Origin of the sequence: Halococcus saccharolyticus DSM 5350 (assembly GCF_000336915.1) — an archaeon.
In the GTDB taxonomy this organism is placed as follows: Archaea; Halobacteriota; Halobacteria; order Halobacteriales; family Halococcaceae; genus Halococcus; species Halococcus saccharolyticus.
This window is the reverse complement of sequence record NZ_AOMD01000016.1, coordinates 13,273-32,849: the sequence shown is the minus strand read 5'-3', so window position 1 is coordinate 32,849 and position 19,577 is coordinate 13,273. Positions and strand designations below refer to the sequence as shown.

Genomic DNA, 19,577 nt, shown 5'->3' with positions numbered 1-19,577 from the left:
ATGGGACTCCAGGACGACCTCGAACGCTACCAGGAAGTCGGCGAGGAGCGCCGCGAGGACCTCGCGGAGTTCATTCAGTACGGCGACCTCGGCGGGAGCCGCCCGGACTCGGTCCGGATCCCGATCAAGATCGTCGACCTTCCGGGGTTCGAGTACGATCAGCGCGATCAGGGCGGGGTTGGCCAGGGCGACGGCGACACGCCCGAGCCGGGCCAACCAGTAGGAGAGCCACAACCGGGCGACGAGGACGGCGACCCCGGCGAGGAGGGCGGCGAGCACGAGTACTACGAGATGGATCCCGAGGAGTTCGCTCAGGAGCTGGACGAGCGGCTCGGACTCGATCTCGAACCCAAGGGCAAGCAGGTCGCCGAGGAGGTCGAGGGCGATTACACCGACATCACGAACACCGGCCCCGACTCGACGCTCGACTTCGAGCGACTGTTCAAAAAGGGACTGAAGCGAAAGCTCGCGATGGACTTCGATGGGGAGTACGTCCGCGAGGCGCTCCGGGTCGACGGGATGGGGCCACAGGCGGTCTTCGAGTGGGCGCGCGCGAAACACCTCCCGGTCTCGCGGGCGTGGATCGACGACGCCTACGCGAGCCTGCCGGCGGCCGAGCGTACGAGATGGGCGAGCATCGAGGAAATGGAGGCAGAGGTCGAAGAAACCGACACCGCGACCCGCATCCGCCGGGAGGGGATCGATCACGTTCCCTTCCGCCGGGAGGACGAACGCTACCGCTACCCCGAGATCGTCGAGGAGTACGAGAAGAACGTCGTGGTCGTCAACATCCGGGACGTCTCAGGATCGATGCGCGAGGGCAAACGCGAGCTCGTCGAGCGCACGTTCACGCCGCTGGATTGGTATCTCACCGGGAAGTACGACCACGCCGAGTTCGTCTACATCGCTCACGACGCCGACGCGTGGCGGGTCGACCGCGACGACTTCTTCGGCATCCGTTCCGGTGGCGGAACCAAGATCTCCTCGGCGTACGAACTCGCGAAGGAAGTCCTCGAAGAGGAGTACCCGTGGGGCGACTGGAACCGGTACGTGTTCGCGGCAGGCGACTCAGAGAACTCCTCGAACGACACTGAAGAACGGGTCGTCCCGCTAATGGAGGAGATCCCGGCGAACCTCCACGCGTACGTCGAGACCCAGCCCTCGGGCAACGCGATCAACGCGACCCACGCCGAGGAGATCGAGCGCAGCTTCGCCGACGCGGGCGACGTCGTGGTGGCGTACGTCTCCTCGCCCGACGACGTGGTCGACGCGATCTACCGCGTACTCAGCACGGAGGACAACGATGAGTGACCGCATCACTTCCCAACGCATCGCGCGCGAACTCGAAGAACCAGTCGAGGAAGCCGCGAACCTCGCGAAGAAGCTCGGGCTGGATCCCTACCCGGTGAACTACTGGATCGTCGATCACGACGAGATGAACCAGCTGATCGCCTACGACGGGTTCCAGACCAGGTACCCTCACTGGCGCTGGGGGATGAAGTACGACCGCCAGCGGAAACAGACCCAGTTCCTCGGCGGGAAGGCGTTCGAGATCGTCAACAATGACGATCCCGCCCACGCCTTCCTCCAGGAGTCGAACTCGTTGGCCGACCAGAAGGCGGTCATCACCCACGTCGAGGCCCACGCCGACTTCTTCGCGCACAACCAGTGGTTCGGGCTGTTCACAGGGGGCGAGACCCCGAACGCCGCAGCGATGCTCGCGCGCCATGCCGACACCATCGACGAGTACATGAGCGATCCGGAGATCGATCGCGAGGATGTCGAGAAGTGGATCGATACGGTCCAGTGTCTCGATACGAATATCGACCGCCATCAGGCGTTTTCGAGCGCGACCCAGGAGGAAAGCGAGTCCGTCGAACTCGACGACATCGCCGATCAACTCGACGAGCTCGATCTCGGGGCGGACGTCGTCGACGAGGTGTTCGACGAGGAGTGGCTCGAATCCCAGCGCGACGACGACGAAACCGCCACGATCCCAGCCGAGCCCGAACAGGACCTGCTCGCCTTTTTCTGGCGACACGGGATGGCGTACGACGACGAGGCAGGGAAGGCGGTCGAGATGACCGAATGGCAGCGCGACGTCCTCGAAATCCTCCGCCGGGAGGCGTACTACTTCGCCGCCCAGCGGATGACGAAGGTGATGAACGAGGGATGGGCAGCGTACTGGGAGTCGATGATGATGGGCGAGGAGACCTTCGCCGGGGCCGACGAGTTCCTGAACTACGCCGACCACCAGGCGCGCGTGCTCGGCTCGCCAGGATTGAATCCCTACAAGCTCGGCAAGGAGCTCTGGGAGTATATCGAGAACTCCGTGAATCGCCGCGAGGTGATCGAACGCCTGCTCCGAGTCGAGGGAATCACGTGGCGGAACTTCCACGACGTGATCGACTTCGACGCCGTGCAGGAACATCTCGCGCCCGATTCGATGGTCAACGTAATTTCGTCGGACCGACTCGCTTCGCTCGATCCCGACGATCCCCGAATCGACGGCGAAGCCCTCGAACGCGCACGGGCGGGCGAGATCGATGTCGGTAGCTACCCGTGGAAGGTGTTGACCGAGGCGGGAATGGCCGAGCGCCACTACTCGCTCGCAAAGCCCCAAAACAGAGGATTCCTCCGTCGCACGGGCCGCGAGGAGCTCGAACGCGTCTCGCGCTACCTGTTCGACGGGGCGCGGTACGCGAACGTCGAGGAGGCGCTCGCCGAGGTCAATCACTCGGCGGGCTGGGACCGGATGTTCGAGATCCGCGAGAGCCACAACGACGTCACCTTCATCGACGAGTTCCTGACTCAGGAGTTCGTCGACGACAACGACTACTTCACCTACGAGTACACCCAGGCGACGCGGGACTTCCGCGCGACCTCGACGGACTACGAGGACGTCAAGAAGAAGCTCCTGCTCCAGTTCACCAACTTCGGCAAACCCACTATTACTGTCCACGACGGCAACTACAACAACCGCAACGAGCTCCTGTTGGCCCACCACTACAACGGCGTGATGCTCGACGTCGAGCAGGCGAAACAGACCTTAGAGCGTGTCTACGACCTCTGGGGGCGGCCCGTGAACCTCAAAACCGTCGTGAAGGAGATCGACGAACACGATCTCGAGGTCGCGAAGCGCCGCGAGCGCGAACCCGACCCTGAGGAGCGCGGGAAGCTCATCCGCTACGACGGCGAGACCTTCACCACGGAGGACCTGGCGTGGGAGGCGGTCGAGGAGATCGCCGCGACGGACATCGATTACGACACGAAACCCGACGAGTGGCTCGCCTGAAGACGGGGGGTCTTGTGGCTCCATCGCGTAGGAATTGCGATGACCGACACCGCCGTCGTCTGGTTTCGGACCGATCTCCGGACCCACGACAACGAGGCACTCGTGCGCGCCGTCGACGAGTACGATACTGTCCTTCCGGTGTACTGCTTCGATCCGCGCGAGTTCGGCGAGGCGACGTTCGGCCTGGCGAAGACCGGACCCTACCGAGCACAGTTCCTTATCGAAAGCGTCCGCGACCTCCGGGGATCGCTGCGCGAGGCAGGCAGCGATCTCTTCGTTCGCCAAGGAAAACCCGAGAACGTCGTCTCGGAACTCGCCGCCGAACACGGAGCCGACATCGTCCATTACCACACGACGCCGGCGACCGAGGAGCGCGCCGTCGAGGCCAGCGTGACCGACGGGCTGGACGAACACGGGATCAGTAGTCGAGGGTTCTGGGGCAAGACGCTGTATCACATCGAAGACCTCCCGACGCGCGTCGAACGGATCGACGACACGTTCACGCCGTGGCGACGGACCGTCGAGGACGGCGCGACGGTGCGCGATCCTCTCGACGCACCCACGTCGGTCACGCTTCCCGAGACGGTTTCGGATGCCGAGGGCGCTGGCGACGAACCGGGCACGATTCCGACACCAGGCGACCTCGGGATCGAGGAGCACGAACCGGACGAGCGGGCGGCGATCGATTTCGCCGGCGGCGAGTCCGCCGGCCTCCGACGGCTGACGGAGTACGTCTGGGAGGGCGATCACCTCCGCGAGTACAAGGAGACTCGGAACGGACTGTTGGATGCGGACTACTCCTCGAAGTTCTCGGCGTGGCTCGCGCTCGGCTGTCTCTCCCCCCGGCTGATCCACGAGCACGTCGAACGCTACGAGTGCGAGCGGATTTCGAATGACTCGACGTACTGGCTCGTCTTCGAGCTTCTCTGGCGCGATTTCATGACGTTCCAGTTCGAAAAGCACGGTTCGGATTTCTTCATGCCGACGGGAATTAGGGACATCGAGAAGAGCTGGCAGCGCGACGAGGCGGCGTTCGAGCGGTGGGCGGCGGGCGAAACGGGCGTCCCGTTCGTCGACGCGAACATGCGCGAGCTGAACGAGACGGGGTTCATGTCGAACCGCGGTCGCCAGAACGTCGCGAGTTTCCTCGCCGACGCGCTCGGGATCGACTGGCGGCTGGGGGCGGCGTACTTCGAGTCACGGCTCGTCGATTACGACGTGTGCTCGAACTGGGGGAACTGGGCGTACCAAGCGGGCGTCGGCAACGACTCCCGCGACGGCTATTTCGACGTGCTCGACCAGGGCAAGCGCTACGATCCGAATGCAGCGTACATCAGACACTGGCTGCCCGAACTCGACGCGCTCCCAGCCGACGCCTGTCACGAACCCTGGCAGCTCTCGCCGGGACAACAGGAGATGTATGATGTGGAACTCGATGAAGACTACCCGGAGCCGATGATCAACGTCGAAGCGGTGTACGACCAACTGGACGGCTGATGCCGTTTTGCGAGCGCGGCCGAACGGTTGTTAGTCGTCGACCGCGGTGTCCGGCGCGCCCGTCCGCCCGTGCTGTTCGGTGAGGTCGGCCGAGCGCCACCCGCCACGGCGGAACCACAGGTACGCGATCACCGCGCCGGCGACGTTCGAGATCCCGAAGGAGAGCCAGACGCCCGGTGGGCCGAGCGGGCCGGCGACGAGCCACGCGAACGGGACCCGGATCACTCCGAGCATGAGGATCGAGATCGCGGCGGCGACGGTGGTCTGGCCGGTGCCGCGAAAGCCGCCGGTATAGGCGTACATGATTCCGATGAACCCGAACGTCGGTGCGACGTAGCGGAGGAATCGCGCGCCGATGTCGATCACCGCCGCGTCGGACGTGAACACCGCCACGATCGGGTCAGCTGCGATCCACGAGACGATCCCGAGGACGGTGAGACCGACGAACATCGCTCTCGCTGCGAGCCGGTTGGTCTGTGCAGCGCGGTCGGGCTTGCCAGCGCCCACGTTCTGTCCCGTCATCGTCTCGACGCCCTGCGAGAGCGCGATCGCGGGCAGGAACACGACCGAGAACACCCGCGTCCCGATCCCGTAGGCGGCGACCACCGACGTCGAGAACGTCGCGATGATCACCAGCATCAGGTTGATCGAGATCGCCCGGCCGGTACCCTCGATCGACGCCGGGACACCGATCCGGAAGAGCGTCCTGGCGAACGCCGGGTCTGGAACCATGTCGCGGAGATTGATCGTCACGCCGCGCGAGCCACGGACCATGATCACGAACCCGACGACGAACGCGACCGCGCGCGAGAACACCGTCGCGATCGCTGCGCCTTCGACCCCGAGTTCGGGGACCGGTCCCCAACCGAGGATCAAGATCGGATCGATCGCGACGTTGAGTACGACCGTCCCGGCCATCACGAGCATCGGCGTGATCGTGTCGCCGTAGCCTCTCATTAGCGAGACGAACATGAAAAAGCCGAACACGAACACGAGTCCGAGGGCGTACACTCGCATATACTCGGTCACGAGCACCGCGACGGCGGGCGACGCGCCGAGCAGCCGGACGAACTCGTCGACGAACGGGTAGCTGAGCACACCCAACACGATCGAGCCGATGATCGCGATCGAGACCGTCTGGGAGGCGGCGTAGGCCGCTCGCTCCTCGTTGCCGGCACCCGTGTGCTGGGCGACGAGGACGCTACCGGCGACCGACAGCCCGAGCGCGAGCGAGATGAGGAAGAACACCATCGGGAACGCGAAGCTGATCGCGGCGAGGGCGTCCGTGCTGTACTGGCCGAGCCAGAACGTGTCCGCGAGATTGTAGGCTGTCTGGAGCAGGTTCGTGATCACGAGCGGCAGCGAGAGATAGAACAGCGGCTTCGCGATCCCACCGGAGGTAAGATCGAACTCCTCCTTGGACTTGAACACGCTTGCGAGTCGTTCCCTGATCCTCATTCGGCGGTGACCTCCCCGTCGACGAGCAGCTGGCTCCGGACGTACTCGACGAACAGCTCTCGGGTGACGTCGGCCGACTGCCCCTCAGTCACCCAGCGGACGTGTGCGCCATTAAATAGCGTCACGAGGAAGGTTGCGACCCGATCGGGATCGACGTCGCGGAAGACACCCTGCTCGATCCCCTCGGTCACGATTGCCCGGCACTGGTCGTGAACGAACGCGTCGAACTCCGCGATCCGCTCGCCAAACGCGTCGTCGTAGGGGACCTGGGCCTTGATCGCGAGGATCGCGGTCTGGAACGCGCGCTGGTCGTCGCGCTCCGGCGGCGTCAGCGCCCTATCGATGAACGCCACGAGCCGCGCCGTGGGATCGTCGTCCTCCGGAATCAGGAGTCGCTCGGTGAAATCCTCGTAAAGTGCGGCGAGAAAGGCGAGCAGGAGGTCCTGTTTCGTATCGTAGTGGTAGTGAAGCGCAGCCTTGCTTTTGCTCGACTCGTCCGCAATGTCCTGCATCGTGAGATCCGCATAGCCGTATTTGCAGAGCGCGGTGTAGGTCGCGTGGATGAGTTCGTCGGTCATTACTCGTTGCTGCTAACTGGCCAGTCAGTCAAGTAAGGGTTTCGGAACATGTCGGTTCGCTATGGTCGGATGATCGGTCGCAACGCTCGTAGCCACGGACAGCTATTCGGGATCGTCGTGGCTACCGGAGTAGTTCGCGAAAACGAGTGTAACGTCGTTTGTTCGTGCGACCGCCAGCCGACTTACTGTCGGCTGAGGTTGGTCGCTCGAGGTCCTTTGTCTGCCTGTTCGATGTCGAATTCGACTTCCGTACCCTCTTCGAGATCCGGGCCGCCAACGTCTTCCATGTGGAAGAACACGTCCTCCTCGGAGTCCTCAGAGTCAATGAAACCGTAGCCGCCAGTGTCGTTGAAGAAGTCGACCGTACCAGTTGCCATTGCGAGTAAACACAACCCCCATGCAGGGATAAGCGTTCCGCGAGAGGCGGTATCAGACCCCCAGGCGCAAATTGACGCCTCAGAAGTGTGTCACCACTCTTCGATCAGTGGATATCGTCGACCGATCTCTCGGAAAACGGCAGATCGTTCTCCGCACTGATTCGATCGAAAAGTGCTCCGTCTGGGATTTGAACCCAGGTCGTGGGCTCGAAAGGCCCGCATGATTGGCCGGGCTACACCAACGGAGCTAACTGCAATATTTCGTTCCCGATACCGAACTTTAAGCGTTCCGTTCCGGGCTTACTTCCCCTCGAACTCGGGCTCGGAGTCACCCATGAACGCCGTGACGCCCTCCATCAGGTCGTCGGTGTTGACGAGGTGACCGAACGCCTGGGACTCGATTTCGAGGCCTGCGTCGGTGTCCTCCCAGCCGCGGAGCATGGCGCGCTTGGTGAATTTCTGGGCGATCGGCGGGCCGGCGGCGAGGGCGGCCGCCTGGTCGAACGCCGCGGATTCGAGATCTCCGTCGACCACTTCGTTCACGAACCCGAACTCCGCCATCTCTTCGGCTTCGTAGCGTTCGGCGGTCAGGATGATCTCCTTCGCCCGGCCCATCCCCACGATCTGCTGGAGGCGCTGGGTGCCGCCCCAGCCCGGCAGGAGGCCGAGGTCGAGTTCGGGCTGACCGAACTCCGCACGCTCGGTCGCGATCCGGAGATCCGCACACGTCGCGAGCTCCATCCCGCCGCCGAGACAGTAGCCGTCGATGCCCGCCACGACCGGCATGTCGCACTCCTGGAGTTTGCCGAACGTCTGCTGGCCCTTCTTCGAGAGTTCGATCGCGTCGAGCGGGGCAGCGCTCGCGGCCATCGACTGGACATCCGCGCCCGCCGAGAACGCCTGGTCGCCAGCGCCGACGAGCAAGATTGCGCGCACGTCGTCGTCGGCCTCCAGCCGGTCGATCGCGGCCGAGAGCTCGTCGAGGAGGTCGAGATCGATGGTGTTCATCCGGTGGGTTCGATCGAGCGCAACCCGCCCGACCTGCTCGCCGGGATAGCTTACCTCGATGTTCTCGAAGGCGACCTCGTCGCCGTCACCGTTGCGGTCGTAGAACCCGCCCGATTGGGCGGCCTCGCCGAGGTAGTCGGCGGGTGCGTACCGCGCCGCACCGGTCTCGTCGTGGAGGTCGTCGAGGGTGGCGTGGAGATCGTCGAGCCCGCGTTCGTCCGCGAGCTTCGCCGGCCCACTCGGGAAGCCCGCACCGAGCATCACGGCCTCGTCGATGTCGCTCGCCGGCGCGACATCGTTGCCGATCAGCTTCGCGACCTCGTTCGCCATTACTGCCAGCAGCCGGGACTCGATTTCCTCGGTCCCGGCGTCCGTCGGAACGTCGGCACCCTTGCCGTTCTCGTAGTCGTAGAACCCCTTTCCGGTCTTCTTCCCGAGCTCCTCGGCCTCGACCTTCTCGGCGAGCAACGGACACGGCTCGTAGGCTTCACCGAGGGTCTCGTGCATGTATTCGAGGACGTGATAGCCGACGTCGATCCCGACCTGGTCCGCGAGTTCGAAGCTCCCCATCGGCAGCCCCATATCGAACTTGGTCGCGCTGTCGACTTCGGCGATCGTGGCGACGTCCTCTTCGACCAGCCACGCGGCCTCGTTCATCAGCGGCACGAGGACTCTGTTGACGATGAACCCTGGACTGTCCTTTCGGACGCGCACGGGCGTCTTGCCGAACCCCTCGGCGAGCGCCTCGACGGTGTCGAGGGTCTCCTCTGCGGTTTCGGCCCCAGCAATGACCTCGACGAGCTGCATTCTCACAGGAGGATTGAAGAAGTGCATCCCGCAGAACCGCTCGGGTCGGTCGGTGACCTCGGCAAGGTCGGTGATCGAGAGCGAGGAGGTGTTCGTGACGAACAGCGCCTCGTCAGGGGCGTGTTCCTCGACCTCCCGGTAGACGTCCTGTTTGATGTCCATCTTCTCGGGGACGACCTCGATCACGAAGTCGACGTCCGCGACCGCCTCTTCGAGCTCGACCACCGGCGTCACGCGGTCGAGCGCGGCGTCGGCCTCCTCTTCGCTCAACTGGTCGCGCTCTTCGAGCTTGCCGAGGCTCCACTCGATGTCGTCGTAGCCGCTTTCAACCAACTCCTCGTTGATGTCACGCAGCCTGACTTCGTATCCCGCGAGCGCTGCGACCTCGGCGATGCCGTGTCCCATGTTCCCCGCACCCAGCACCGCGATGGTTTCGATGTCCTCGGCGTTCATGACTCACTAGTTGGTCTCGCCCGTGTGGTTTCAACGTTTCCCTCCCGTCGCTTCACGGCGGAACGACGCCACCGATCGTTGCTCCGATCGCCGAGTTTAGAAACTTTCTATAAGTTTATTTTTGGGTACGAAGGTACTTGTCGTCGGAGTTTGTAATGACCGATCATGGACTACGCGCTTTCGGACGAACAACGACAGATCCGCGACGAGGTTCGGCGGTTCGCGGAGAACGAGATCGCACCGATCGCGGGCGAGTACGACCGCGAGGAGAAGTACCCCCACGACCTGATCGACACCGCCGCCGAGATGGGGATGCTCGGCGCGAGTATCCCCGTCGAGTACGGCGGCGCGGGCTACTCGACCCTCGAAACTGCCCTCGTCATCGAGGAGCTGTTCGCGGTCGATCCGGGGATCGGCCTCTGTGTGTCGAGCACTGGCTTCGGCAGCGAGGCGATCAGGGAGTTCGGGACCGACGAGCAGAAAGAGGAGTATCTGACACCGCTCGCGAACGGCGACGCGATCATGGGCGCGGCGATCTCCGAACCCGACACCGGCTCGGACGTGTCCTCGGTCTCGACCCGCGCGGAGAAGGAGGGCGACGAGTGGGTGATCGACGGCAACAAGATGTGGATCACCAACGGCTCCGTCGGCGATTTCTTCGTCGTGCTCTGCAAGACCGATCCCGACGCCGAGGGCCGCTACAACGGGTTCAGCCAGATCATCGTCGAGGCCGACCGGGACGGGTTCACCGCCGAGAAGATCACCGGTAAGCTCGGCATTCGGGCATCAGACACCGCCGAACTTCTCCTCGACGGAGTTCGCGTCCCCGAAGAGAACCTCCTCGGCACCCGCGGTGCGGGCTTCCTCCAGCAGATGCAGTTCTTCGACGAGACCCGTACTGGGGTCGCCGCCCAGGGCGTCGGGATCGCCAAGGGCGCGCTCGAACGCGCCCTCGACTACGCCAAGGAACGCGAGCAGTTCGGCCGGCCGATCGGCGACTTCCAGGCGATCCAACACAAGCTCGCCGACATGCACACCACGACCGAGGCCGCCCGCCAGCTCACCTACAAGTCGGCGTGGAGCGTCGAGAACACCGACGAGCAGCTCACCACGCTCGCCTCGATGGCGAAGGAGTACGCCTCGAAGGTCGCGGTCGACGTGGCCGACGAGGCGGTCCAGATTCACGGCGGGTCGGGCTACGTCGACGACTTCGACGTCGAACGGTTCTACCGCGACGCCAAGATCACCCAGATCTACGAGGGGACGAGCGAGATCCAGAAGAACGTGATCGCGCGCGAACTCCTCGGTAAAGGGTTCTAACCCCACCGGTCCTCCTCGCGGAGGCGCTCGTTGCGTCTCGATCGGTGTTTACGTGCCAGCCTCCAACCCACCGGCGATGAGACACGGAGGTGCTCGGGACGACCCACGAGATCGGGCCGCGATCGCCGTCGGAATCGACGCCACACCGTCACGTCGGACGATCGGCGGTGATGTGACGGACCCACAGTCCGAGACGGGAGTGCACCGATGACGACGGTGCTCGATGCGGTCATGACCGTCCACACCGTCTTTGCGGCCCTCTGGACCGGTGGCACGCTCGTGATCGCCGGGATGGTGATCCCCGCAGCGCGCCGGGAGTTGCTCGGGGAAAAGGCGGTCTCGCTCATCACCCGGCGGTTCGGGTATCTCACGATCGCCTCGGTGCTTCTCTTGCTGTTCTCGGGTGGACACCTCGCCGGCACGCTGTACACCGCCGAGTCGCTCACGGCGACAGGGCGTGGCCATCTCGTCCTGTCGATGGTGGGACTGTGGTTCGTCCTCGCGATCGTGCTGTTCGTCGGGTTCCGTCGGTTCAGCTCGTCTTCTGGATCGTCAACCGCGACCGCGGCGACGGCGGCGCGGCCGTGGTTTCTCGTCGGAAGCGTCGTCTCGCTCGCGTTGCTCGTCGTTGCCGGACTGCTGTGAGGTGGCGAGCAGATAGCTGCTGTGAGAGATGAGACGCAGCGAGTGCGCCCGCCACTGTTTCGTTGGTCGACATCGGTCAGATAGCAACCGGATTGGCGAACAACGCCACCGTCAAACGCACAGCGGACGAGTGATCGATATGGACGAACTCAGGGAGGATCCGGTGATGGCCGAGTTGATCGACGAGTTCGGACCGCTCGAACTCGAACCCGCCGACAACGAGTTCAGACGGCTCGTGGTCACCATCATCAACCAGTCGATCTCGACGGCCTCCGCAACCGCGGTGCGCGAACGCGTCTTCGATCTGTTCGACGAAGTCACACCCGAGGCGATACTGGCGGCCGACCCAGACGCGCTCCGGGACGCGGGCCTCGGCGAGACGAAGACCGAATACGTCAGAAACGCGGCGCGGGCGTTTCAGGAACACGACCTCACCCGAGCGGGCCTCGCGGACGAGAGCGACGAGGCGGTGATCGACCACCTCACCGAAATCCGTGGCGTCGGGGCGTGGACCGGTCGGATGTACCTGATCTTCGTCCTCGGCCGCGAGGACGTGTTCCCGATCGGCGATCTCGCGGTGCGCCGCGGGATCGAATCGCTCTACGGGGAGATGACTCGCGAGGAGATGCACGACCTCGCCGAACGATGGCGGCCGTATCGGTCGATCGCCACCCGCTACCTCTGGGCACACTACGAATCCTGATCGGCCGACAGGTTTTTTACTCCGACAATCGAACGAACACATCCCGACTGACCCGCCACCACCCAGTCGGGACGTGGGAGGTGCGATGATCGTCTGTCCGTCCCCTCCTGCGTTCGCGTCGCTTTCTCGGTGCAGCGACCGACGACGATCCAGTTACTTCGACACGGTATCGCCAGCCGCTGACATCCAGTTTCATCGGGGTGGGTGGATACTACTCCTCGAGACGCTCCGCCTCTGCGGTCTCGTCGCTGTCGGCACGCCGCCTGACGTCGACCTGGTAGTGCTGGAGGATGTCCCGACCGAGGAGGAGCGGATAGCTCATGTGACTTCGATCCTCGACGCTCGCGGTCACAGTGTGTTGGGTGCCGCCGATCCCCACTACGAGATCGACCACCGGCCGCGCCTTCCCGGACTTCGAGCTTCCCGACCTGACACGAGTCATGCTCTTGATCGGTCCGGCACCGATCTCGGCCGCGAGCGAGGTGTCGATGCTGGTTCGCGTCGCCCCCGTGTCGGATTTGGCGAGCGCCGATCGCGACCCGCTGGTACCGCTCACAACCACGTCCTCGATGTAGCCGATCAGCGGGGTCTGGCCGGGTGCGGGTCGTTCAGGTCGTGGCATGCTGGAGGGTCGGGAGTCGTCGAGCGTCGTCGCGATCTCCGCCACGCGGTCGTCGTCGACCTCCCCGCCGACGCGCTCGATCGCGAGCTTCGCGATGTAGGGCGCGGGACTCTTTCCGGTGGCTTCGTAGAGCCCCTTGAACCCCGCGGTCGGGTTCATTTCGAGGACGTGCCAGCCATCCGTTCCTTCGATGAGATCGACGCCCACGTAATCGAGATCCATCACGTCGGCAGCGTAGAGCGCGGTCTCTCTGGCTTCGTCCGGAATGTCGTCGGTGACGTTCTCGACCGCCCCGCCGAGAGCGACGTTGGTCCGCCAGTCGCCCTCGGGTGCGTAGCGGTGCATCGCGCCCACCATCCGGTCGTCGACGACGTACACCCGGAGGTCGCGGTGTTCGGTCGCGTCGCGTTCGATGAGTTCCTGAAGGAACGCCTGGCGATTCCCGACTTTGGGGTTTACGGGTTCGTCGAGATCGACCTTCCACGTCCCGCCGCCGTGGGTGCCGATAGCGGTCTTGTACACCCCGACGTCGCCGAACTGTTCGCGGCCGCGATTCAGCCGATCGTTCGAGAGCGCGAGCAGCGCATCGGGCACTCTGACGTTCCAGTCGGCGAGCCGCGCGGCGGTGGCGAACTTGTGGATCGCGGTGAGCGTGGGTCCCGGACGATTCAGCATCGGGCGGATCCGCTCGAACGTCGCCGCGAGCCCGAGCCCCTCGGCGGGCTCCTCGGTGTTCGAGAGCAGGAGCCGGTTCGCGACCACGTCGATTTCGGGCTCGACGCCGACTTCGCTGTCGCGGATGGAAACTGCGGTGTTCTCCCGCCGGAGCCACACCGGCGTGTGGCCGAGGTCCTCGACTGCGTTCAGGATGGCCTTCGTCTCCTTGCTGTTGTGGAGGCTCAACACCCCCACCCGGACGGGATCGTCGGCGTTCGTCATGGCCTTCGATCGCCGCGCTCCGCTGAAAGCTGTGGCGTTTCGTCGTGCGAGGGGTGACGGTCGACGAACGGCGATCTGTGGCCATGATCGGCGACCTGTGGCCAGTGGTTGGCGGCGGACGGCGGGGACGCGGGGGTTTTATCCTCGGCTGACGGAGCGAGGGTGATGAGTCACGAGGGGGCCTTCACCTACGACGGCGGGAAGGTCGCGCCTGGCGAAACCCAGAACATCAGGTACGGTATCAGCGAGACCTACATGGGCGATCCAGTCCGGATCCCGGTCACCGTCGTCAACGGAACGGAGCCGGGACCGACCGCGGTGTTGACCGCGGCGGCCCACGGCGACGAACTCAACGGCGTCGAGGTCGTCAGGACCGTGGCCCACGAGTGGGATCACACCGATCTCCACGGAACACTGGTCTGTCTCCCAGTGTTGAACGTCCCCGGATTCCTCGCCCAGCAACGGTATCTCCCGATCTACGACCGCGACCTCAATCGGTCGTTCCCCGGGAGCGAGACCGGGACCAGTGCCCGCCGAATGGCCAATCGGATCTTCGAAAACTTCGTCGAGCCGGGCGATTTCGGCCTGGACTTCCACACCTCGACCCGAGGCCGGACCAACATGCTCCACGTCCGGGCCGACACCGATAGCGAAGGCGTCGAACGGGTGGCGAAAGCGTTCGGTTCGAACGTCGTGATCGACGGAGCCGGTCCGGAGGGAACCCTGCGACGCGAGGCGTCCGAGCGGGAGACGGCCACGGTCACGGTCGAGATGGGCGAAGCCCACCGGTTCCAGCGCGAACTGATCGACCGCGCACTCGCGGGCGTCGAGAGCGTGTTCGCGGAGTTCGGGCTCCGGCGGACGGACGCGGTCCGGTGGCCCGGTTGGCGCACCGTCATCGACGGGGCGTCCGAAAAGACGTGGCTCCGGGCCGACGTCGGTGGGCTCGTCGACATGCACTACGACGGCGGCGACCTCGTGCGGGAAGGCGAATCGGTCTGTACGATCACCGATCCGTTCAAGACCGAGAGCGAAACCGTGATAGCACCGTTCACGGGACTGCTGGTCGGCGTACTCGAAAACCCGCTCGTGTACCCGGGCAACCCGGTGTGTCACCTCGTCGAACTCGACGCCTCGACCCGGCGCGCGCTCGAACGCGAGCAGTCGTGACGAGAGAACCACGCCGACTGATGGTCTGAACAGCCACCAGCAGGGAGAAACGTCGGTCAGACGACGGCACGTGCGTCCGGGTACGTAACGACTATACCGGATCGGTCCTACGCTCCGAGTACATGAGTCAGTCGTACGAGCGGGGTCTCGTCGAGGACTTCGGTCGGTGGCGGGAGTTCTCGGCCGGGATGTGGGCGTGGATCTTTCACAAGTTCACCGGTTGGGTGCTGATCGGCTACCTGTTCACCCATATCGCGGTCCTGAGCACGGCGATTTCGGGCGCGTCGATGTACAACCAGACGCTCGGCGGACTCGAAGCACTCCTGCTCGTTCGCATCCTCGAAGTCGGCCTGCTCGCGGTCGCAGTCTTTCACATCCTCAACGGGATCCGGCTCCTGTTCGTGGATCTCGGGGTGGGCCTCGACGCGCAGGACAAGAGTTTCTACGCATCGCTCGTGATCACGGGCGCGATCGCCATCGCGAGCGTCCCGACGTTCCTCACGGGGGCGTTCTGAGATGGCCGAGCGCTACTCCTCGTTCGACCGGCGCGGCTGGCGGTGGTTCGCCCAGCGCGTGACCGCGGCGTTCCTGATCGTGGTGCTTGCCTTCCACTTCATGCTGCTGCACTTCGTGAACCACGCCTACGAGATCACCCTCGCCGGGACGACCGCGCGAATGAGCCAGGTCGGCTACTTCACCACGATGGTGCTCTTCCTCGTGACCGCGACCTTCCACGGCGTCAACGGCGTCTACAACGCCCTCGTGAACCAGGGTCTCGACGGCACCCAGAAGAAGGCCGTGGCGGCGGTGCTCGTCGCCGCCAGCGTACTCCTCGTCGTTCAGGGCATCCGCGTTGCGCTGGCGATGAATGGCATGGACGTGAGTTTCTAACCGACAATGAGCACGCAAATCCCACAGCAGGAGACCGAGAGCGAGACCGAACCCGAAGCCGAATCAACCGAAGGGACAGCCCAGGACCGACGGCTCGAACGCAAACGCGCCGCCGAGGCCGAACGCCAGCAGCGCTCCGAGGCGGCCGCGAGCGAGGACGAGGACCGGATCACCCTCAAGGTGTTCCGGTACGATCCCGAGGTCGAGGCCAAGCAAGAACCACGGTTCGACGACTTCCAGATCCCCTTCGAGCAGGGGATGACGGTGCTCGACGCGCTGATGTACGCGCGCGATCACTACGACTCCTCGCTCACCTTCCGGCACTCGTGTCGTCAGGCGGTCTGTGGCTCCGACGCCCTGTTCATCAACGGCTCACAGCGGCTGGGGTGTCAGACCCAGGTCGCGGACCTCGACACCCCGGTGCGAGTCGAGCCACTGCCCCACCAGGAGGTCGAGAAGGACCTCGTGGTCGACATGGAGCACTTCTACGACCAGATGCACGCGGTCGAGCCGTACTTCCAGGGCGACACCCCCGACGACGAGGAACAGCGCCAGAGTCGGGAGAACCGCGAGAAGATCAAGATGAGTACGCGATGCATCTGGTGTGGCGCGTGTCAGTCCTCCTGTAACATCGCGGCGGGCGACAACCAGTATCTCGGCCCGGCGGCGATCAACAAGGCCTACCGGTTCGCGATGGACGAGCGCGAGGAGGAAGACCTGAAAAAACACCGGATGGACATCCTCGAGCAGGAACACGGGGTCTGGCGGTGTCAGACCCAGTTCTCGTGTACCGACGTCTGCCCGAAGGACATTCCCCTTACTGAGCATATTCAGGAGATGAAGCGCGAAGCGGTCAAAGACAACCTGAAGTTCTGGTAACGAAGACGACCGTTCGGTTGTTCGATTTTCAGTTCGACACGTCGTAGCGTTCAGCAACGAGATCAACACACCGGCCAGAGACGACCTCGAAGCAAACCCTCATAGGGGGATGGGTCAAAGGGGAGTACAAGAGCGAGCAATGTACGAACACGACGTCATCGTGGTCGGCGCGGGCGGTGCCGGCCTTCGCGCGGCGATCGCGGCACACGAGGAGGGCGCGGACGTCGCGCTCGTCTCGAAACTCCACCCCGTACGGAGCCACACCGGGGCCGCCGAAGGCGGGATCAACGCCGCGCTTCGGGACGGCGACTCGTGGGAGGATCACGCCTACGACACGATGAAGGGGTCGGACTATCTCGGGGACGCCCCGGCGATCGAGACCCTCTGCCAGCAGAGCCCGAGCGAGGTCATCCAGCTCGAACACTGGGGGATGGCGTTCTCCCGCGAGGACGACGGTCGGATGAGCCAGCGTCCCTTCGGGGGACTTTCGTTCCCTCGGACGACCTACGCCGGCGCGGAGACGGGCCATCACCTGCTCCACACGATGTACGAGCAGGTCGTCAAACGTGGCATTCAGGTTTACGACGAGTGGTACGTCACCCAGCTCGCCGTCACCGATCACGACGATCCCGAGGAGCGAGTCTGTCACGGTGCGATCGCCTACGACGTCCAGACTGGCGAGGTCGAGGGATTCAAAGCCCGCAACGGCGTGATCCTCGCGACCGGCGGGCCGGGCCAGGTCTACGATCACACCACCAACGCGGTCGCGAACACCGGCGACGGCCAGGCGATGGCCTACCGTGCGGGCGTCCCCCTCGAAGACATGGAGTTCGTCCAGTTCCACCCCACCACGCTGCCCTCGACTGGCGTGCTCATCACCGAGGGAGTCCGTGGCGAGGGCGGGATCCTCTACAACACAGAGGGCGAGCGCTTCATGTTCGAAGAGGGGTACGCGAACAACGACGGCGAACTCGCCAGCCGGGACGTCGTGGCCCGCGCCGAGCTCACCGAGGTCAACGAGGGTCGCGGGTTCGACGACGACCACGTCATGCTCGACATGCGCCATCTCGGCGAGGAGCGCATCACCGACAGGTTGGAGAACATCATCCACCTCTCGGAGGACTTCGAGGGCGTGAATCCGCTCGACGACCCGATGCCGGTCAAACCCGGCCAGCACTACGAGATGGGCGGGATCGAAGTCTCGGAGAACGGCGAGACCTGTATCTCGGGCCTCTACGCCGCCGGCGAGTGCGCCTGCGTCTCGGTCCACGGCTCGAACCGACTCGGCGGGAACGCACTGCCCGAACTCATCATCTTCGGGGCGCGCGCGGGTCGCCACGCCGCGGGCAAGGAGATGGAGCCCGCCGAGATCGAGACCGGCCCCTCGGCGAGTATCGAGCGCGCCGAGTACGACAGCCCGGTGTCACCCGGCGCGCTCGACACGCCCGACGATGTCGCAGCTGACGGCGGCCGAACCTCGGACGACGGCTCGACCGCGACCGACAGCGGTCGGGCGTCCGATGACGCCCGATCTCGTCAGACGGAGTCTGACGGCGGCGCAGCGCTCGTCGGGATCGACGAGACTGTCGAGCGTGCACTTGATGCCGAGCGCGCTCGCATCGAGCATCTGATGGAGAAAGACGAGGGTCGCCAGCACGCCGAAATCCGTGCCGACCTCCAGAAGGCGATGACCGAGAACGTCAACGTCTTCCGGAACGAGGAGGGCCTGAAACAGGCGCTCCAGGACATCCGCGCGGCGCGGGAGGCCTACGACGACGTCTACGTCGACGATCCCTCTCGCACGTTCAACACCGACCTCCAGCACACCATCGAGACCAGAAACCTGATCGACCTCGCCGAGGCCATCACCCTCTCGGCGCTCGCCCGCACCGAGTTCCGGGGCGCACACTGGCGCGAAGGCTATCAGGACCGCAACGACGAGGAGTGGATCAAACACTCGATGCTCGCGTGGAACGGTGGCGCGCCCGACCTCTACTACAAGCCGGTGATCCTCGAAGGCGAGGAGAAAGAGTACGAGCCGAAGGTTCGCAGTTACTAACACCCACCTTTTGCTGCGCTCCGCTCGCTACCGCTCGCTCCGCTGGCAGAATGTGGATCAAAAGCCATCGTCACCCCCTTTGGGGGTTCCTCGGCCCGCTCACTCGCTCCGCTCGTTCGCGGTAGGGCTGCTAGCGTTCTCCGCAACCGCACAGCACCGCCGAAGCCCTCGACCCGCTCCGCGGGCCTCGCCCTTCATCCACCAGGCCCGCACCGCCACCGCCCCGCTATCGCCCCACTGTCAGGGTCGAGACTCCGACATCGAGACGCGAGCGGTGGGTTGATACGGACCACGCCGATAGAGGAGGTATGCGCGTTCGCGACTGGCAGGACATCCTGGAGGAGGTGACTGATTCGGGGGCCGACCCCGGCGGCTGGCGGGCGATCGCGGGCGATCGCGACCGGGGGATCGGCGAGGACATGTATCTCGGCCACCCCTCGGCGGGCGCCTTTCAGCTCAAGACCTACGCCAAGAACCCCTTCGAGGTGCAGGGCGTTGGCACTCGACTCGCCCGACGGATCGACGACGGTCTCGATCCCCTCTTTCCTGAGGGCGATGCGGGCCGGTTCGGCGTCCAGTCACCGATGGCGGACGAGGACGAAGCCGAGGAAGCGGCGACGAAGCTCGAAAGCGTGCTCGAAACGCACGCCGACGCGCCGACGACCCCCGACGCACTCTTCGAAGACGTGATGGGCGCGCTCGACAGCCCCGCCTACGGCCCGATGGAGTACGACCAGTACGACCGCCCCGACGGGCTGGACGACTTCGCCGACGAGTTCGAGGAGGCCGAACGCCTGCTCGACGCCGAACTCGACGATCTCGTCGACGAGAACGAAACCAACCACGGGTTCCAGTAGGCGTAAGTCCCACGACGGC

Annotated in this window: 17 protein-coding genes and 1 tRNA gene; 12 read left to right on the top strand and 6 right to left on the bottom strand. The window is 64.6% G+C overall.

What is annotated here, in order from left to right; translation table 11 throughout:
• Genes C449_RS05855 through C449_RS05845 form a run of 3 tightly spaced genes read left to right on the top strand, consistent with a single transcriptional unit; the run spans nucleotide 1 to nucleotide 4,792 of the window.
• The gene (locus tag C449_RS05855) at nucleotides 1-1,311 is read left to right on the top strand and encodes a YeaH/YhbH family protein (RefSeq protein ID WP_006077049.1); all 1,311 of its coding nucleotides are present in this window, start codon (nucleotides 1-3) and stop codon (nucleotides 1,309-1,311) included.
• Entirely contained in the window at nucleotides 1,304-3,295 is a 1,992-nt protein-coding gene (locus C449_RS05850; RefSeq protein ID WP_006077048.1) for a SpoVR family protein, read from the top strand. The genes C449_RS05855 and C449_RS05850 overlap by 8 nt, the downstream gene beginning before the upstream one ends.
• A gap of 39 nt (nucleotides 3,296-3,334) precedes the next feature.
• Nucleotides 3,335-4,792, top strand: a complete 1,458-nt coding sequence (locus C449_RS05845) for a DASH family cryptochrome (protein ID WP_006077047.1) — start codon at nucleotides 3,335-3,337, stop codon at nucleotides 4,790-4,792.
• Nucleotides 4,793-4,822: 30 nt separating this feature from the next.
• On the opposite strand, the gene C449_RS05840 is transcribed toward C449_RS05845, so the two are convergent.
• From C449_RS05840 to C449_RS05820, 5 genes are all read right to left on the bottom strand, one after another.
• Nucleotides 4,823-6,250: an MATE family efflux transporter gene (locus C449_RS05840; RefSeq protein ID WP_006077046.1), complete on the bottom strand. Its 1,428-nt coding sequence runs from the start codon at nucleotides 6,248-6,250 to the stop codon at nucleotides 4,823-4,825.
• Entirely contained in the window at nucleotides 6,247-6,828 is a 582-nt protein-coding gene (locus tag C449_RS05835; RefSeq protein ID WP_006077045.1) for a TetR/AcrR family transcriptional regulator, read from the bottom strand. The genes C449_RS05840 and C449_RS05835 overlap by 4 nt, the downstream gene beginning before the upstream one ends.
• Before the next feature lie 182 nt (nucleotides 6,829-7,010).
• Nucleotides 7,011-7,205 (bottom strand): cold-shock protein, encoded by a 195-nt coding sequence (locus C449_RS05830; protein ID WP_006077044.1) that lies wholly within the window; start codon nucleotides 7,203-7,205, stop codon nucleotides 7,011-7,013.
• A gap of 173 nt (nucleotides 7,206-7,378) precedes the next feature.
• Nucleotides 7,379-7,453 (bottom strand) — tRNA-Glu (locus C449_RS05825).
• 52 nt (nucleotides 7,454-7,505) lie between these two features.
• Nucleotides 7,506-9,473 carry a 3-hydroxyacyl-CoA dehydrogenase/enoyl-CoA hydratase family protein gene (locus C449_RS05820; protein ID WP_006077043.1) on the bottom strand — a complete coding sequence of 656 codons (1,968 nt, stop codon included), beginning with the start codon at nucleotides 9,471-9,473 and terminating at the stop codon, nucleotides 7,506-7,508.
• Nucleotides 9,474-9,638: 165 nt separating this feature from the next.
• Here C449_RS05820 and C449_RS05815 point away from each other — a divergent pair, with 165 nt between their 5' ends.
• The 3 genes from C449_RS05815 to C449_RS05805 all read left to right on the top strand — a co-directional run bounded on the left by C449_RS05815 (nucleotide 9,639) and on the right by C449_RS05805 (nucleotide 12,141).
• Complete coding sequence (locus C449_RS05815) at nucleotides 9,639-10,793, top strand: acyl-CoA dehydrogenase family protein (RefSeq protein ID WP_006077042.1); 1,155 nt, start codon at nucleotides 9,639-9,641, stop codon at nucleotides 10,791-10,793.
• 207 nt (nucleotides 10,794-11,000) lie between these two features.
• Complete coding sequence (locus tag C449_RS05810; RefSeq protein ID WP_006077041.1) at nucleotides 11,001-11,438, top strand: hypothetical protein; 438 nt, start codon at nucleotides 11,001-11,003, stop codon at nucleotides 11,436-11,438.
• 139 nt (nucleotides 11,439-11,577) lie between these two features.
• Nucleotides 11,578-12,141: a DNA-3-methyladenine glycosylase family protein gene (locus tag C449_RS05805; RefSeq protein ID WP_006077040.1), complete on the top strand. Its 564-nt coding sequence runs from the start codon at nucleotides 11,578-11,580 to the stop codon at nucleotides 12,139-12,141.
• Between the two features lie 211 nt (nucleotides 12,142-12,352).
• Here C449_RS05805 and C449_RS05800 read toward each other — a convergent pair whose 3' ends face one another.
• Nucleotides 12,353-13,702, bottom strand: a complete 1,350-nt coding sequence (locus tag C449_RS05800) for a putative ATP-dependent zinc protease (RefSeq protein ID WP_006077039.1) — start codon at nucleotides 13,700-13,702, stop codon at nucleotides 12,353-12,355.
• 165 nt (nucleotides 13,703-13,867) lie between these two features.
• Here C449_RS05800 and C449_RS05795 point away from each other — a divergent pair, with 165 nt between their 5' ends.
• The 6 genes from C449_RS05795 (at nucleotide 13,868) to C449_RS05770 (ending at nucleotide 19,558) form a co-directional block, all read left to right on the top strand.
• A complete protein-coding gene (locus C449_RS05795) occupies nucleotides 13,868-14,872 on the top strand; it encodes a succinylglutamate desuccinylase/aspartoacylase family protein (protein WP_006077038.1) in 1,005 nt (334 codons plus the stop codon).
• Between the two features lie 122 nt (nucleotides 14,873-14,994).
• Nucleotides 14,995-15,387, top strand: coding sequence for a succinate dehydrogenase, cytochrome b556 subunit (gene sdhC, locus C449_RS05790; protein WP_006077037.1), 393 nt, complete (start codon nucleotides 14,995-14,997; stop codon nucleotides 15,385-15,387).
• Nucleotide 15,388: 1 nt separating this feature from the next.
• A complete protein-coding gene (locus C449_RS05785; protein WP_006077035.1) occupies nucleotides 15,389-15,763 on the top strand; it encodes a succinate dehydrogenase subunit D in 375 nt (124 codons plus the stop codon).
• Between the two features lie 6 nt (nucleotides 15,764-15,769).
• Nucleotides 15,770-16,642 (top strand): succinate dehydrogenase/fumarate reductase iron-sulfur subunit, encoded by an 873-nt coding sequence (locus tag C449_RS05780; RefSeq protein ID WP_006077034.1) that lies wholly within the window; start codon nucleotides 15,770-15,772, stop codon nucleotides 16,640-16,642.
• 139 nt (nucleotides 16,643-16,781) lie between these two features.
• The gene (locus C449_RS05775) at nucleotides 16,782-18,701 is read left to right on the top strand and encodes an FAD-binding protein (protein ID WP_006077033.1); all 1,920 of its coding nucleotides are present in this window, start codon (nucleotides 16,782-16,784) and stop codon (nucleotides 18,699-18,701) included.
• A 308-nt stretch (nucleotides 18,702-19,009) separates the two neighbouring features.
• Entirely contained in the window at nucleotides 19,010-19,558 is a 549-nt protein-coding gene (locus tag C449_RS05770; RefSeq protein ID WP_006077032.1) for a hypothetical protein, read from the top strand.
• Nucleotides 19,559-19,577: the final 19 nt, after the last annotated feature.